This is a genomic window from Geomicrobium halophilum, assembly GCF_014207655.1.
GTDB classification, from domain to species: Bacteria; Bacillota; Bacilli; order Bacillales; family Marinococcaceae; genus Geomicrobium; species Geomicrobium halophilum.
In genome coordinates, this window is record NZ_JACHHJ010000001.1 from 996,277 (window position 1) to 1,013,585 (window position 17,309).

At 43.0% G+C, this 17,309-nt stretch carries 13 protein-coding genes; all 13 read left to right on the forward strand.

The genetic code is table 11. From position 1 onward, the window contains the following. Positions 1–3: 3 nt before the first annotated feature. The 13 genes from mgsA to HNR44_RS05055 all read left to right on the forward strand — a co-directional run bounded on the left by mgsA (position 4) and on the right by HNR44_RS05055 (position 17,213). Entirely contained in the window at positions 4–417 is a 414-nt protein-coding gene (gene mgsA / locus HNR44_RS04995) for a methylglyoxal synthase (RefSeq protein WP_184402986.1), read from the forward strand. 17 nt (positions 418–434) lie between these two features. Then, on the forward strand, positions 435–1,568 hold the full coding sequence (bshA, locus tag HNR44_RS05000; protein ID WP_184403564.1) for an N-acetyl-alpha-D-glucosaminyl L-malate synthase BshA: 1,134 nt from the start codon (positions 435–437) through the stop codon (positions 1,566–1,568). Next, entirely contained in the window at positions 1,565–2,701 is a 1,137-nt protein-coding gene (locus tag HNR44_RS05005) for a tRNA nucleotidyltransferase/poly(A) polymerase-related protein (RefSeq protein ID WP_184402987.1), read from the forward strand. Before bshA ends, HNR44_RS05005 begins: the two co-directional genes overlap by 4 nt. Then, the gene (locus HNR44_RS05010; RefSeq protein ID WP_184402988.1) at positions 2,691–3,701 is read left to right on the forward strand and encodes a biotin--[acetyl-CoA-carboxylase] ligase; all 1,011 of its coding nucleotides are present in this window, start codon (positions 2,691–2,693) and stop codon (positions 3,699–3,701) included. The genes HNR44_RS05005 and HNR44_RS05010 overlap by 11 nt, the downstream gene beginning before the upstream one ends. Next, positions 3,676–4,527 (forward strand): pantoate--beta-alanine ligase, encoded by an 852-nt coding sequence (gene panC, locus HNR44_RS05015; protein ID WP_343069364.1) that lies wholly within the window; start codon positions 3,676–3,678, stop codon positions 4,525–4,527. Before HNR44_RS05010 ends, panC begins: the two co-directional genes overlap by 26 nt. 178 nt (positions 4,528–4,705) lie before the next feature. Beyond that, positions 4,706–7,528 carry an ATP-dependent DNA helicase DinG gene (gene dinG / locus HNR44_RS05020; protein WP_184402989.1) on the forward strand — a complete coding sequence of 941 codons (2,823 nt, stop codon included), beginning with the start codon at positions 4,706–4,708 and terminating at the stop codon, positions 7,526–7,528. Next, on the forward strand, positions 7,525–8,820 hold the full coding sequence (locus tag HNR44_RS05025) for an amidohydrolase (RefSeq protein WP_184402990.1): 1,296 nt from the start codon (positions 7,525–7,527) through the stop codon (positions 8,818–8,820). The genes dinG and HNR44_RS05025 overlap by 4 nt, the downstream gene beginning before the upstream one ends. A 172-nt stretch (positions 8,821–8,992) precedes the next feature. Continuing rightward, positions 8,993–9,478, forward strand: a complete 486-nt coding sequence (locus tag HNR44_RS05030; RefSeq protein WP_184402991.1) for a hypothetical protein — start codon at positions 8,993–8,995, stop codon at positions 9,476–9,478. Between the two features lie 101 nt (positions 9,479–9,579). After that, the gene (locus HNR44_RS05035; RefSeq protein WP_184402992.1) at positions 9,580–10,764 is read left to right on the forward strand and encodes a pyridoxal phosphate-dependent aminotransferase; all 1,185 of its coding nucleotides are present in this window, start codon (positions 9,580–9,582) and stop codon (positions 10,762–10,764) included. Positions 10,765–10,779: 15 nt separating this feature from the next. After that, positions 10,780–12,069 (forward strand): asparagine--tRNA ligase, encoded by a 1,290-nt coding sequence (asnS, locus tag HNR44_RS05040; RefSeq protein WP_184402993.1) that lies wholly within the window; start codon positions 10,780–10,782, stop codon positions 12,067–12,069. Between the two features lie 94 nt (positions 12,070–12,163). After that, positions 12,164–12,862: a DnaD domain-containing protein gene (locus tag HNR44_RS05045; RefSeq protein WP_184402994.1), complete on the forward strand. Its 699-nt coding sequence runs from the start codon at positions 12,164–12,166 to the stop codon at positions 12,860–12,862. A 27-nt stretch (positions 12,863–12,889) separates the two neighbouring features. After that, positions 12,890–13,552 (forward strand): endonuclease III, encoded by a 663-nt coding sequence (nth, locus tag HNR44_RS05050; RefSeq protein ID WP_184402995.1) that lies wholly within the window; start codon positions 12,890–12,892, stop codon positions 13,550–13,552. A 172-nt stretch (positions 13,553–13,724) separates the two neighbouring features. Further along, complete coding sequence (locus tag HNR44_RS05055; RefSeq protein WP_184402996.1) at positions 13,725–17,213, forward strand: dynamin family protein; 3,489 nt, start codon at positions 13,725–13,727, stop codon at positions 17,211–17,213. The last annotated feature ends 96 nt before the right edge of the window (positions 17,214–17,309 follow it).

A 17,309-nucleotide genomic window follows, 5' to 3' on the forward strand; every position in this document is an offset into this window, starting at 1 on the left:
GCTATGAATATTGCTCTGATTGCCCATGACCGCAAGAAAAAAGAAATTGTCGACTTTTCCATCGCTTACAAAGGGGTTTTATCGACACATACGCTCTTTGCGACTGGAACGACCGGAAATGAGATTGCTAAAGCAACGGGCTTACCGATCACCCGCTATTTATCCGGACCACTCGGGGGTGATCAGCAATTGGGAGCACAGGTGGCTGCTGGAAATATGGACCTCGTTCTATTTTTTCGGGACCCTCTACAAGCTCAGCCCCATGAGCCGGATATTACCGCGCTCATTCGCCTGTGCGATGTTCACAATGTGCCGATCGCTACGAATATGGGCACTGCGGAAGTACTCATTTCAGGTCTTAAGAATGGTGCTTTCAGTTTTCGCAAAGTAGTGAAATCACCGGAATCAAACGATTGAAGTGAGGCGAACAGATGATGAAAGGCTTAAAAATTGGAATTACCTGTTACCCTACTGTTGGCGGCTCGGGGATCGTGGCGACAGAACTCGGGAAACGATTGGCTGAAAAAGGACATGAAATCCATTTTATTACTTCCAGCTTGCCTTTTCGACTGCAGAGTGTCTACCCAAATATCATTTTTCATGAAGTCGAGGTAAACCAATATCAGGTCTTTCGTTATCCCCCTTACGATCTTGCGTTGGCGAGTAAAATGGCTGAGGTAACCGAGATGCATGGGCTAGATCTTCTTCATGTCCATTATGCAATCCCTCATGCCGTTTCTGCTGCCTTGGCCAAGGATATGACCGGTGGAAAGTTAAAGGTGATGACTACGCTTCATGGTACGGACATAACTGTACTCGCTCAAGATCCTTCCTTAAAAAACATTATTCGTTACGGTATTGATCGTTCCGATGTCGTTACAGCGGTTTCCCATTTTCTTATTAACCAGACGAGGGAACAACTTGGAGTTCGACGGGGGATGGAGAAGATCTATAATTTTGTGCCACCAAGCGTGACGATTGATCAGGATCAGCATGCAATAAAAAGAGGATATGGAATTGAACGTGATGAAAAAGTACTGGTACATATGTCAAATTTTCGCCCTGTAAAAAGAGTTGAAGATGTGATCCGTGCTTTTGCGATTATTCGTCGGGAATATAAGAGCAAATTATTATTAATCGGCGATGGACCACAACGTCATTCCCTTGAAAAACTTGTGTATGAACAGGGCCTTCAAGAAGAAGTCTTATTCCTTGGCAATCAAAGTCAAATTTATGAACTAATTGGCCTTGCTGATGTAATGCTCTTACTTTCAGAAAAGGAAAGCTTTGGGCTTACCGCGCTAGAAGCCATGGCTGTTGGTGTTCCCGTCGTTGGTACAAATATCGGAGGTATACCTGAAGTTATTCGTGACCAGGAAACGGGAGTAATTTCTCCTGTGTACGATTATGAAGCGGCCGCACAAGCAGCACTTTCCATTCTCAGGGATGGATCATTGCATCAAAAAATGGCAGCTGCTGGAAAAGCGCGTGCGTTTTCCCAATTCAACAGTGATACGATTGTCGCCCAATATGAACAACTCTATTTGGAAATGCTTCGCTCGTCATGAAGAAAAGTACATTGCAACTCGGTTATGCGTTGTTAAATACAATTGGCGACAATGGACACGAAGCTTATATCGTTGGCGGCGCTGTCCGTGATACTTTCATGGAAAAAGAACTTGTTGACCTGGATATTGTAACTTCGGCTGATATGAGTGAAATCATAGCGATTTTTCCACAGGCAACTGCCATTCATACGACGGTACCGTTGGCTTCAATGGTCATGAATGGGGTACACGTAGAAATCAGTGAACTTAATGGGCAACCCATAGTAGAAAATTTAGCGTTTCGTGATTTTACCGTGAACGCGATCGCTTTAAATGCAGAAGGAGAGAAGATCGATCCTTTTCTTGGAGAACAAGATATACAGGCAGGTGTTCTACGCCTGATTGATCCCGTTGCGATCACTCGAGATCCCCTACGCATTCTCCGTGTCGCCCGCTTCATGGCTGTTTATAATTTAAGACCAGATCAAAAGTTAAATGATACGTGTGAAGTGAAGCAAAAGCTTTTGCATGAGGTGTCTCCAGAAAGAATAGGTCAAGAAATGAACCGGTTATTGTCTTCCGATGATGCGTCTAAAGGGCTTATCTGGTTATGGAGACGCGGTGTAATCGCTGAATTATTTTCTGGGACAAGGATGAGCCCTTCTCCTTCATTTGCTGCTGTGGCAGAAGCAGAGACACTTTCGGAAAAATGGGTTATATTTTTATATATGATTGGTGAAAGGGATGTTCGTGAAAGTCTACGCAAATGGCGATTATCGAAAAAGTGGATAAAAAATGCGGAGCGCCTGTTTTTTTATATGAAAAAGCGATTATCATCTGTATGGAGTAAACACAGCCTTTATCATGCAGGGGTAGCGTTGGCTGTGCAAGCGGAAAGAACTGCTCATATGTTGTCGGATACTGTGCCTGGAGGAAAGCTGGATGTGGAAAGGTTGATAGCTTCGTTACCGATTCAAAGTCGACAGGAAATTGCGGTGCATCCTCTGGAAGTTAGTTCTTATCTGAATAAAGAGCCAGGTGAGTGGCTCGGGAAAATTTTACATGAACTTGAAATAGCCATTATAGATGAACGTATAAGCAACGAGCGGGAGGCTTTATTAGCTTGGGTGAAGGAGCGATTGTATGAAACATGATTTATTACATGTACTTACAGAAATGAAGGATGATTTTGTTTCCGGTCAACAGTTAAGTGATCGACTCGGCGTGAGCCGAACAGCAATATGGAAGCATATGGAAAATTTACGGCAGGAAGGATATGTCATTGAAGCGGTCCCACGAAAGGGTTATCAATTAAAACGTCGGCCTGAGACGTTAAGTGAAGCCGAAATTAAAGCGGGTCTCCCCACGCGGAAGATTGGTCAAACAACGATTTATAAAAAGTCGGTACATTCTACACAAACGTTGGCTAAAGAAACATATCGAGAGGGAACTCCTCACGGTACAACTGTAGTAGCGAGTGAACAAACCGGGGGACGAGGCCGTATGGAGCGACCATGGCAATCCCCTGAAAACACAAGTATTAGTGTGTCGATCATTGTGAAACCAGATATCTCCTTACGGGAAGCCCCTCAGTTAACATTAGTTACAGCCGTTGCGATTTCGGACGCCTTAGAGACCATCAGTAAACTCCCTGTACAAATCAAATGGCCCAATGATATTTATATTAATGATTGCAAAGTTGCGGGTATTTTAACAGAAATGCAAGCAGAGTCCGATCAAATGCAAATGATGGTGGTGGGTATCGGTTTAAATATTAATCAAAAAAAAGAACAGTTTCCTGCCGATCTACAAAATAAAGCAACATCGCTGTACATCGAAAGTGGGCAGGAGTGGTCACGAACACAGATTTTGCAAGCGCTTTTTGTTTCTTTTGAACAATGGTATGACTTATGGATCAAGGAAGGTTTTACACAAATAAGGAAGATGTGGGAGCATTATGCCGGTGCTTACAACCAACCGGTTAAGGTGATCCAAGGTAATGACACGATCGTCGGCCATATGTTAGGGATTAATAACGAAGGGGTTTTGCAGTTACAGGATCAAAATGGTCAAGTTCATTTGATTTATAGCGGGGATTTAGGCTTATTGCGAAGAGGAGGCCATCAAAGTGAACATATGCCGAACGAGAAATGAGTGGGTAGACTGCCGTGGACAATTAGAAGGGCGGGGTTCGATTGCCCTTATACCTACGATGGGGGCATTACATCGCGGACATTTGCAATTAGTGGAACAAGCAAAAGCAGAATATGATCACGTCGTAATGACAATTTTTGTAAACCCTTTACAATTCGGAGAAGGGGAGGATTACGAACGTTATCCTAGGGATGAGGAAGGGGATATTGAAAAGGCGCGAGAGGCAGGGGTGGATGCAATCTGGATTCCAGCTATTCAAGATGTATATCCGCGCGAACCAGCGATCACCGTTCAAGTTGGAAAGATGAGTGAACGGTTATGCGGTCGTCACCGTCCCGGTCATTTTGATGGAGTAGCCACTGTTGTTATGAAGTTCTTACAGATGGTGCGTCCGGATGCTGCATATTTTGGAAAAAAAGATGGGCAACAGTTGGCGATCTTAAAGCGTATGTGTGAAGACTTCCATATCAATGTTTCAGTTGTTGGCGGAGAGACGGTTCGCGAAGAAGATGGACTTGCCGTATCATCAAGAAATGTATTTTTAAATGAGGAAGAACGAAAGGAAGCTCCTTTTTTATATGAGGCTCTAAAACAAGGATATGAACGTTTTAGAACAAAAGCAGAAACAGCACCGCTCATTGAACGCACACTAGAAGAACAGTTGGCACAGAACTTACAAGCCTCTATTGATTATGTGGAATTAGTAACGTACCCGAGCCTGGAACCATTGCCAGAAAATAATTCTGATAATCACCTGATTCTTGCTGCTGCCGTTCGTTATCCACAGGCACGGCTTATTGACAACATTATTTTTAAGCGATCGTAATCTGCGGCTGTTATGTGTTCGGACATATAACATTAGGGCAGACGTATGTTTGTCATGACGATCAATAGGGGTTATGATAAAATCGTTTGTAGACGAGTTCAAAGAGGGAGAAAAAGAGTTGAGTTAGCTTGAGGGCACCCTTTTTGACAAAACAGACGAAGTAAGAAGTGATGATACCATGACGATAGAAAAGGCGAATAAATTTGTCGTTATCGATGTAGAGACTACCGGGAATCGTCCGCATTATGAAGACCGGATGATTGAAATTGGTCTTACAGTAATTGAAGATATGCAAATCACAGAAACGTTTTCATCGTTTTTACACTGCGAACGGGAGATTCCAACATTTGTTTCTCAGCTTACTGGTATCCAGAATGAAGATCTTGTTGATGCTCCTGCGTTCTCTGCATTGGCAGCCAATATTTTACAACATTTAGATGGTGCCTGTTTAGTCGCCCATCATGTCGATTTCGACTTGCAATTTTTGGATAGTGAACTCGAGCGTGCAGGATATAATCATTTCCAAGGACCGGTATTAGATACGGTGGAAATGGCGCGTTTATTTTATCCTTATCTCTCAAGTTATCGGTTGCAGGCACTTGCCGAACACTTTTCCCTCACTCACGAAAATCCCCATCGAGCTGGCAGCGATGCTGAAGTAACGGCCAGGCTGCTATTGTTAATGATTGACAAGTTATATTCTCTGCCGCCTGTAACCTTAAAGCAACTTGAACCTTATACCCGTTACATGAGAACGGGGCTGCATGATTGTGTTTATGTAGCAATGAAAATGGTAAGGCAGCGTCATCAGACATATGTGCAAAATTATGATATCGAGATCGAGCGAGGCCTGGCTATAAAAAAGCAGACAGCTAAGCCTTCGGAGACCTCTACCGATTCCATTTCTTTTTCAGCGGAAGATTTTTTTGGATGGAACGGAAAATTAGCGAGGGTGTCTCCATCATTTGAATATCGAGAGGGTCAAGTAGAGATGGCCAACAACGTACACACTGCATTTGTTGGCGAGAATCACCTACTCGTAGAGGCAGCAACTGGTACCGGGAAAACGTTAGCCTATTTGTATCCGTCTATCAAAATAAGCAGGGAAACGAAACACCCGGTTGTGATCGCTACTGAAACGATCGCCCTTCAGCAACAAATCAAAGACCGGGATGTCCCCCTCTTAGAAAAAGCGCTTGGAATTCCAGTGAAGGCAGCTGTTTTAAAAGGACGGAGTCATTACTTATGCCTGCAAAAATTTCAACATTTTCTTGAACGAATCTCATCTTCATATGATGAACAATTAACAGCTGCTCAGCTCCTCGTTTGGTTAACGGAGACAGAAACGGGTGATATCGAAGAATTGAATTTACCAAGCGGTGGTTACGCTCTTTGGGAAGAATTGAAAAGTGATCCTGATTCCTGTACACCAGAAAATTGCTCGTTTTTCTCCCGATGTTTTTATCAACGGGCAAAAACAAACGCAAGGTATTCAGATGTAATCATTACCAATCATGCTCTGTTGTTTACGGATCATTTTGAGGATACCCGTATAATACCCTCGTATCATTCTGTCGTCGTTGATGAAGCCCACCACTTGGAGGAAACGGCGGGCCGTCACTTAGGAGCAAGCAGCAGTTACCAGCATTTTATGCGCTTGTTCAATCGTTTTGGGATCCAGGAAAGTTCAGGCTTATTTTCCAACATTGAAGTATTGATCGACGTAAGAAAGATGGCGTTCTCATTAGAATGGTTGAGCGAGCGGAAAGCTGAGTTACAATCGTTGCAATATGAATGGCACCAATTGTTTATTGCACTGCAAACTACAATTGTAAAAAAACAGAAGAAAAACGACCGAAAAAGTCATACGTATGATCCTAAAAACCTAGGCAATCTTGTTTATGATACATGGAAACGTGTAGAAATGATCGGGAAGGATGTTAATTCCTCCTGGCGTACTTTTATTGAGCAGGCACAAGAAAAACCGCTTACCCCAGCAGAAGAGACATTAGTGCAAAAAATCTCGTCCCTATGTAATGATCTTGAGGAAATCCATCGCACCCTCTACTCCTTGATTACAGCGAGTGATGAACATGAGGTGTATTGGACAGAGAGTGATGCGGAGGGACGTCCGGATCGGCTGCGTCTTTATCGTCGACCAGTGAACATTGCTGAAAGGTTGGAGAATGAATTTTTTCCAAAAGCGAAAAGCATGGTACTCACATCAGCGACGCTGACTGTTAAGGAATCGTTCCAATATATGATTGACCAGCTCGGATTACAAAATTTTGAACCAAAATGTCTGCATTTGGTTTCTCCCTTTTATTATAAAAGGCAAGCAGAGCTTCTCATTCCCGAAGACTTTCCGGAAATCCGCCATGGTGGAGAAGGTCCATTTATCTATGCAGTTGCGGAATTAGTATCATTATTAATGGCTGCTGTTAAAGGGCGAATACTCGTCTTGTTCACGTCTTATCAAATGTTAAAAGAAACGTATCAAACCATAAAACCTTGGATGGCGGACTTGGATTTTGCTTTGTTTGGACAAGGCATGCACGGAGACAATCGCTCGAAACTTGTTAAACAGTTTCGTAACCGTGAGCGCGCGGTATTGCTTGGTACGAGTACGTTTTGGGAAGGGATTGATTTACCCGGAGATGACGTCCGTGCCCTTATTATTGTTCGTTTGCCGTTTGCTCCGCCGGATGACCCGGTGTATAAGGCAAAGGCTGAACAAATCGAGGCAAACGGGGGGAACCCTTTCATGCAACTTGCGATACCGCGGGCTGTTCTCCGCTTTAAACAGGGATTTGGGCGATTAATCCGTACGAAAAACGATCGGGGACTCGTATTTGTTCTTGATAAACGACTGATTAAAGCCCGCTATGGAAAAATGTTTTTACGTTCGTTACCAGAAGTGCCGACAACGTATGCGAGTACGAATGAACTTCTTGATCGTGCAAGTGATTTTTTTTCACAAGAAGGTGACGAAGATAAATGAATCAATTCGTAGTACAAAATGTAACGATTATTGATGGAAAACGAATCATCCCCGATGGATTCGTTCAGGTGAAAGACAAATGGATTGTTGCTGTCGGTAGCGAATGGATGGATAACCATGAGGAATGTGAATGTATTGACGGGCAAGGGAAAATCCTGATGCCCGGACTTGTCAATACCCACGGACATACACCAATGACGTTGCTAAGGGGGATCAGTGATGATTTGCCCCTTGAACGTTGGTTGAAAGAGAAAATCTGGCCTGCGGAAGCTGCATTAGACGAGGAGACGGCTGCAGCAGGTACCGCACTGGCACTCGTTGAAATGCTGCGCGCGGGGACGACATGTTTTGCTGACATGTATCATCTGAACCGGGAAGGTACTGCGCTTCTTACTGAAGAGTCAGGAATGAAGGCATCGCTTTCACGTGGAATGATCGCTTTTGGATCGAAAGAGGCTCAAAGAGAGAAACTAAACGAGGCTGTTACATATGCAAAAGCTTGTGATGCATCTTCGAGCGGACGCTTGCGAGGAGCGATCTTTCCCCATTCTCCTTATACGTGCTCCTTGCATTTTCTACAGGAAGCCAAAGCAGCTGCTGATGTATCCTCTCTGCCTTTCCAGATTCATATTGCAGAAACAAGAAAGGAAGTCAGGGAGTACGAAAAAGAACAGGGAAAACGCCCCATTGCCCATCTGATGGAGAAAGGGATCCTTTCGAATGGTTCCCTTGCGGTTCACAGTGTCCATGTAAATAAGGCCGAAATTTCAGCACTAAGTCATGCAGGTGTGCATGTGTCTCACAATCCCCAGAGCAATTTAAAACTAGGATCAGGAATTGCACCGCTTCCGCAGATGTTGAACGAAAATATCCCCGTTTCTCTCGGCACCGATAGTGCGGCTTCAAATAATACATTAGATTTGTTCGTTGAAATGCGGCAAGCGGCGATGATTCATAAAGGCAACGAAGAGAGAGCAGAGGTGACGAATGCACAAGAGATCGTGAACATGGCGACGTACACTGGTGCCCAAACTCTAGGTTTTCCAAGAGCCGGGTTGATTAAAGAGGGTTATGAAGCTGACTTCATTCTCATCGATACCCGACAGCCCCACCTTACTCCGCAGCTCAATGGCTACGGAGCTCTCGTATATGCTGCTTCAGGTAGAGATGTCACCGATGTCTTCGTAGCAGGCTGTGCATTGATGCGGGATCGCAGGCTTTTAACACTGGATGAGGAAAAAATCCGCAAAGAAGCAGCACTTGCGCATGAAAAATGGAAGGCTGCACAATAGCAGCCTTCCTGTGCGGGCGTAAAGATTGATGTTCTTTCTCTCCGAAGAGAGTAATGTTAGTATGACCTTTGGAGACTGGGTTGTTACGTAGAAAATGTCGGTAAATCAAGAAAGTATGCCTTGCGCCTGGCCTGGCTAATACATTTAGCATAGAGATAAGGGGGAAGGCGCTATGCGTCTTTGGTTAAGTCTGGGAATTGTTCTGCCTGTGTTTTTTTTGGGTGTGGGAGTATTTAGTTTTTATCAAACCATAAATGCACCAAAAAATGAACAGCAAGAAGCAATCGAACATCTCGTGATGAATGAAGATGAAGCAGTGGAGGTTGAAGATTTTCATATGTTTTTTGGGATCGATACGATTTATGTAGCGACCGTAAGCCAAGATAACGGGGAGCTTTATTATTGGTTTTATAATGACAGTTATGACAGGATTGAGCGCGTTCCTCATGCAGATTTGGTTGAAGCGGATACGTTAAAAAATGAAGTCCTTGAAAGTGTTGCAGGGGCCGAGTTACGTGATATAGGCGTCGGATACGAAGAGGATGAAGTGGTTTATGAGCTCGTATACACAGATCAAGATAACACCCTTTATTATGATTATTACACGGCTACAGATGGAGGTGGAGAATTATTAAAGCAATTTCGGTTATCTCCATAAAAGTTGATGTTAACAAAGCATAGAACACCTTAAAAAAATATAGAAGCCTTGCCATTCGTGATTTCATTTCGTACACTTAAATATAAGAAAGGGAGGACGACATGAAACTAGCCAAACGAGTCAAAACATTAACACCGTCATCAACGTTAGCGATTACAGCAAAAGCTAAAGCGTTGAAAGCAGCAGGTCATGATGTCATAGGATTAGGAGCAGGGGAGCCGGATTTTAATACCCCGTCTTTTATTATTGATGCAGCAGCACTTTCGATGAAAGAAGGGGAGACGAAGTATACCCCATCTGGAGGTTTGCCAAAATTAAAGGAAGCGATCATTGAAAAGTTTAAACAAGATCAGGACCTTACATATACACAAGAAGAAATTATGGTATCTTCAGGAGCCAAGCATGCCTTGTATACCATTTTCCAAGCAATTTTGGATGAAGGTGATGAAGTCATTGTCCCTGCGCCTTATTGGGTAAGTTATCCTGAGCAAATTAAACTCGCTGGTGGACAGCCGGTTGTTTTGCCGGCACAGGAAAAAAATGAATTCAAGATTACTAAAGCTGAATTATCGGCCGCGGTAACATCCAAAACAAAAGCGTTTATTATTAATTCTCCGAGCAACCCTACAGGAGGATTGTATACGAAAGAAGAACTGCAAACGCTTGGAGAGGTTGCAAGCGAGCATGATTTAACCATCATATCTGATGAAATATACGAAAAGTTGGTCTATGATGAGGCGAAGCATTATTCAGTTGCGAGTGTATCCGATGAGTTGAAAAAGCGTACAATCATTGTGAACGGCGTATCTAAATCTCATTCGATGACAGGTTGGCGCATTGGGTATGCTGCAGGCGATAAAGAAGTGATTGAAGCAATGTCAAGTCTGGCGAGCCATTCCACATCGAATCCAACAACCCCCGCACAATACGGGGCACTTGCAGCTTATAATGCAGATGAAAGTGCGGTCGAAGAGATGAGACAAGCCTTTGAAGAACGTCTCAATAAGGTTTATGAACAGCTTCTTGAGCTTCCAGGTGTAAGCTGTGTTAAACCGAAAGGCGCTTTTTACCTATTTCCGAATGTCAAGGCGGCAGCTGACGCTGGTGGGTTTGCTACGGTGGATGATTGGGCCGCTGCGTTACTGGATGAAGAAAAAGTTGCAGTTGTTCCAGGAAGCGGATTCGGAGCCCACGAAAATGTACGTTTGTCATATGCCACCTCTTTATCGCTGTTGGAGGAAGGATTAGAACGGATCAAACGATTCATTGAACGGACGACGGCATGAAAGGAGCATTTTCACTTGAAACCAACCATATCAACAATTGGAAATTATGAAGAGCAGACCATTACAATCGGATGTTGGCTCGACAATAAACGCTCGAGCGGAAAAATCGCCTTTCTACAATTGCGTGATGGTACTGGATATATTCAGGGCGTTGCCGTTAAGAATGAACTCGGAGATGAACAATTTCAAGCGGTGAAGAATATTGGACAGGAAAGTTCGCTGTATGTAACGGGAGAGGTTCGCAAAGATGATCGTGCTCCTTCCGGCTATGAATTAGCCGTTCGAAACGTTGAGGTTATTCACGACACCATTGATTATCCAATTACACCCAAGGAACACGGGACGGAATTTCTCATGGATCACCGTCACTTGTGGATTCGTTCCAGCCGTCAGCATGCGATCTTAAGGATTCGCGATGTTATCATTCAGGCGTCCTATCGTTTTTTTCAAGAACATGGTTTTACAAAAATTGATCCTCCGATTTTAACCGCTAATTCAGCGGAAGAGACGACCGACCTATTTCATACAAAGTATTTTGATGAAGACGCGTACTTGTCCCAATCCGGTCAATTGTACATGGAAGCGGCGGCGCTGGCCTTCCAACGGGTATTTTCATTTGGCCCTACCTTTCGTGCGGAAAAATCAAAAACCCGGCGTCATCTCATTGAATTTTGGATGATCGAACCTGAAATGGCATTTTGTGATCATGAAGAAAGCCTTGAAATTCAAGAGGCGTACGTTACAGCCATTACCCAAGCGGTTTTAAAAGAAGCAAAAGCAGAATTACAAACCATCGGTAGAGATACATCGCAGCTGGAAAAAATCGAGCCTCCATTTCCACGCATCCGTTACGATGAAGCGATTGAACGTCTGCAGGCGAAAGGCTTTGATATCTCCTGGGGAGAAGACTTAGGGGCACCTCACGAAACAGAAATTGCAACTCAATTTGATAAACCGGTATTTATTACCCATTATCCGCAAAAGATTAAAGCCTTTTATATGAAGCCAGATCCTGAAAATAAAGAACTTGCTCTTTGTGCCGATCTAATTGCACCTGAAGGGTATGGAGAAATTATCGGTGGAAGCGAACGAATTGATGATTATTCGTTGTTAGAAGAGCGTTTTAAAGAGCATCAGTTGTCCGAAGAGGCTTATCAATGGTATTTAGAGCTTAGACAGTACGGAAGTGTTCCTCATTCAGGATTTGGATTAGGGCTTGAGCGTACCGTTGCTTGGCTGAGTGGTACAGAACATGTGCGTGAAACGATTCCGTTCCCACGCTTATTGAATCGCTTATATCCATGATCGACAACGCGAAGCTCATCTCCCCATTGCTAGCGGAGGTGAGCTTTTCAACGAATAGAAAAAGTTCCTATATATGAAAGGAAGGTGGATACGTATGGAACGGGACGTTACGATCCAGCTTTTGGAACAAGGTCAGTTGTCGATTCCTGTCGTATTACTTGATTATTATGATGCCCTTGGCTTAGATGAGAAAGATACAATGCTGTTATTACATGTCCATCGTTATGTTCAACAAGGACAAACCTTTCCCACCCCTGAACAATTAGCGAGGAAAATGACATTAACTGTAAAAAGTTGCCAAGAAGGGTTAGGGCGATTAGTGAAAAGAGGCGTTTTACGTATAGAGGAAAAAGAAGATGATCAAGGGATTCTGTTTGAATCGTACAGCCTTCGCCCTCTATATGAAAAGATTGTCGCCTATGTTGAAACAGAGCATGTTCCTAAACAGCAAACAACAGATGAAGATGCAGGAGAGCTGTATCGTTTATTTGAAAACGAATTTGGCCGTCCGCTTTCGCCAATTGAAGGCGAAACACTTTCCATGTGGCTAGATCAGGATCAGTACACATTTGCCTTGGTGAGGGCGGCACTTAGAGAAGCTGTTATATCAGGAAAGTTAAATTTGCGTTATATCGATCGTATTCTTTTTGAATGGCAAAAAAATGGGATCAAAACTCCCGAAGAAGCAAGTGCTTATAGTGAGAAATTCCGTCAAAATAAAGGAGGAAAATCAGCCTCAACTGCGAAATCGGTGCAAACCTATCCCAATTACAATTGGTTAGAATCTGATTAAGAAGTGAAAAAGGTGGCACGTAGAATCATGTTATCAAAACGAGGCACCGTTAACGCATTGGAAACGATGGAAGAGATGTTTCCAGAAGCAAAATGTGAACTTTGGCATCGAAATCCGTTTGAATTGCTTGTCGCTGTTATTCTTTCTGCACAGTGCACCGATGCACTTGTCAATAAAGTTACCCCCGGTTTATTTGAAAAGTATACAAAGCCTGAAGATATCGTCGCTGTAGAGCAAGAACAATTAGAGCAAGATATACGTTCCATCGGTCTTTTTAGAAGTAAAGCGAAAAACCTACAAAAGATGAGTGCCTCTCTTATATCCCAATACGGTGGAGAGGTTCCAGCAGACCGTGATGAATTAATGAAACTTGCCGGAGTCGGCAGAAAAACAGCAAATGTCGTAGCTTCGGTCGCCTTTGATCTACCGGCGATCGCGGTAGATACACACGTAGAAAGAGTGTCGAAACGCCTGGGTATATGTCGTTGGAAAGATAGCGTTCTGGAAGTTGAAAAAACACTCATGCAGAAATTACCTGAAGAAAAATGGTCAATCAGCCATCACGTGCTCATTTTCTTCGGCCGTTATCACTGCAAATCCAGGAATCCATCTTGCCCTGATTGTCCTTTGTTGGATATATGCCGAGAAGGGCAGAAACGTATGAAGAAACGGGGAGAAGATGCAGGCTAACCGATCGCTTAATATTAATCTGGCCTATAGTCAATGTGGAGTGGAATGACTCCTGATAGGTTTCGTACACATACTCGTATGATGAAATGGCTGCGTTGATGCTCAAGCTTATACGTTTGGCATTTTAATAGCCCAATTCAACGTTTAAAGAATTTAAGAGGAGGACAAAATCGTGACGGTAGGAACCCTAACCCCTTTTGAAGAAATCAAACGTCAGTTGCCGTTTGGAAAAAAAGAACAAGAAAGACTTGAAAAACTCGATTTGAAGTTTGGTGAGGGGCCTCCGTTCTCAGTTGCAGTTTGCGGGCATTTTTCGGCAGGTAAATCGACGCTTTTAAACCGATTGTTGGGTGCTGATTTGCTGCCTTCAAGCCCAGTTCCAACGACAGCGAACATCATGAAGATTGTGTCGCGGCCCACCTCCGGCTTGATTGCCAAGGCTAATGATGGGGAAGAGCGTTCGTTTGAAGGTCATATTCCGTGGGAAGAATTACAGTCGTTTGCACGTGATGGCAAATACATTCGTGACATTAAGTTAATGCTTCCACTTCCATATTTACCTGCAGGAGTTACGCTTAGTGACACCCCCGGTGTGGATTCGACAGATGAATCGCATGAAGCCTATACGACTACGGAATTATTAGCTACAGATGCTGTCATTTATGTGACAGATTATAATCATGTTCGATCCGAGACAAACCTTCGATTTTTAAGGCAAATGCAGCGAGAAAATAAACCAATTGTTCTTGTCGTGAATCAAATTGATAAACACGATGAGAAGGAGCTGCCATTCTCTATTTTTGCCCATGGTTTACGAGATATGCTTCAACGTTTTGGGATCCATCCTGTGCGGTTGTACTTTACGTCTTGTCATGAAGAAGATCACCCTTATAATGAACTTGGCAAGTGGGTGAGCGAGATGCGGTCTTGGTTTTATCATGCTAAATCCCTGAAAGAACTTTCCAGAGAGCGTATGGTACAAAGTGCGGTTGCCGGGCTAAAAGAACGCTTATATCTCGATCGCGAGCAAGAAACGAATGCTATCGAAGAGACATTAATGGCACGCGGTTTCTCCAAGGGTGACCATCAGGCTTTGAGACAAGCCCATGAATGTTTATCCCAACTTGATGAGGAAGAAGCAGAAGCGGTACAACATTTACGTCATCAGCTAGATCAATTTTTTAAACAAACGTATCTTTTCCCCCATGAGACAACAGAACTTACAAAAGCTTGGCTCGAATCTTTCAAGCCTTCTTTTAAAGTTGGTTTTTTTGGATCCAAAAAGAAGAAACAAGAAGAACAGGAGCACCGGGAAAAAGAACTCATAGCAGAGTTAAAAAGACGTTGGGAAACAGAAGTTCGTCTATATTTAAGCGAGCGCTTGAAAAAAGAACCGCTCAATGAATGTCTTGCACATAAAGCGCAGGAAGCTATTGACACTATACCCTTTCACGCGGAAAAGCCAGGCTGGCTGCGTTCATTTTTAACCGCTGGGGAGAAAAATGATCAATATGTCTATCAACTGACTGCAAAGATGAATCAGGCGCTTATGCAGACGGTCAAACAAACGATTGAGCCGTTGTTCATTGAAATCGAAGAAGATTTTAAAAAACGAACCTTTCAAGAACGCAGCCAACTGGAAGAAAAACTTGCCCACTACGAAGAAGTCGCAAACATCGAAGCGGAAAATGAATGGAAGCTAAAGAGCATCGATAAGGCGATTGAACAGGTATGTGAGTATATTCCGGAAAAAGATCAACGTTACGAAGACGCGATCTCTACATGTATGGAACGAACACCCAACCTAGAAGGGGTCAGTGACCACATTGAAGTAACGGAGCAAAACGAACAAAACGAGCGCGTGACGCCTCAATTTTCAATGCCCCTTGAAGATGAACTTATCTATGAAGATGATCCTCTGGGAGATCTTTTTGGACTGGAAAGTATGCTGCTGGAGAATAACAAAAATCCGTATGCAGAAGAGGCCCGATGTCGACTGCTCGCCACGATTGACAAGGCAAAGAACCATCGATATACGTTTGTCATGTCAGGAGCTTTTAGTGCTGGAAAATCAACTTTTCTAAATGCGCTTGTCAAAGAAGAGATCATGCCTGTTTCTCCCCATCCGACCACCGCGTCTCTAACAATTGTGCGTTATCCAATGAATGACTATCAACATGGTGATGTATCTGTGCGTTTAAAATCCGAAGCAGCATTAGATGCGGAAATCCAGGATGTCGCCTATGAATGCGGATACTCTTTTAATCTATCGCGATTAAAAAAAGCAGAAGGTCTATCCATTACGAAAACCAATACGCTGGATGAGAAACAACGACTGGAATATTTACGAGCGTTACAATCAGGAGTGAAAAAAGAACAATATACGTTTGGACAAACGTACAATATGTCTCTTACGGAGTGGCAAGAGATTGCTGCAAAAGAAGATCATGCTTGTTTAATAGAGATGTCAACGGTGTACTTTTGTTCGGATATTACTGCTGAAGGCTGGTCGCTTGTCGATACTCCTGGGGTTCAATCGGTGAATGAACGACACACGAGGCTTGCCATAGAGCAAATAAAAGAAGCAGATGCCTTTTTTTATTTAACCTATTATCATCATGCATTTTCACAAGCAGATCAAAGCTTTATTGATAAAATTCGCTCTATCCATCCCCCGGATTATATGTTGATAAATGCTGCTGATTTGGCAAAAGATGATCGTGAAAGTAGATATGTATTAAAGCACGTGAATGAACAGTTAACACAGACAGGCTGCCAGAGTACTGAAACGTTTGCTTTATCAAGTAAAAGAGCTCTCACTTCCGCGGGGGATAAAGGATTTTCCGATTTGAGCAATCACTTGGAAAAAGTAATGAAAACAAAATTACAAATAAAATCGAAAGCAAAGATCCAAACGCAATTGCAACAGCTGATCAATGAGTTACAATCAGTGATTCATACGATGGAACGTCCATTGTCAGAGCGAGTGAAGGTTGCTGAGAAAGAAAAGCGTAATTATAGGTCAATGGAACCAAATTTCGATAAAATGAAAGCGAATGATGAAGAAATACACGTTTGGAAAGGCTATGTGGAACGTCGAATATTACTCCAAATGGACGATGCTTTTAAAACAGTCGTAAATGCAGCGGCGGTTTATGGTAATGATAAAAACGAACGTAAAAACAATTTGATGAAAGCATTAGAGACATTTCTTCAAAAATGTGAATATATTTGGAGCCAAGAGATGGATACATTATCAAGACAAGTTCAGGAATCTTTGGAACAAAGCTTGAAGAGTATGGGTATCACTCTACAGGATTTCCTAACCAATGAAGTGGAATTCAACTTTCTGCTAGTGTCATTACAACCGTTGGTAAAAGCCCGAAAATGCAAGAAATCGTTTTTCTTCGATGGAGAATATGATGCGATGAAAGAAGAAGTTTTTTCGTTAATGAAGCCACACGTGCGTAACAGAATAGAAATAGCTGCAGAAGAAATGCATAAGACTAGAAATAGGCACGTTGAGACTGTCAAAGAAGATGTTCACCAACGAATGCTAGAAGAAAAAGAACGCCAAGTAGAGAGGTTACAGTTCCTTCAATCCGAAAGTCCGGATATAGAAGGGCTGAAAAATGAAATTCAACAATTAGAACAGTGGTGACCCAAGGTATGAAGAAAAGCTTAAGGCGTTTGTCTATCGGTATCACCCCTTTTCCTGGATTTTATGCTTTACTTTCTAACCGAACAAAGAAGGAGC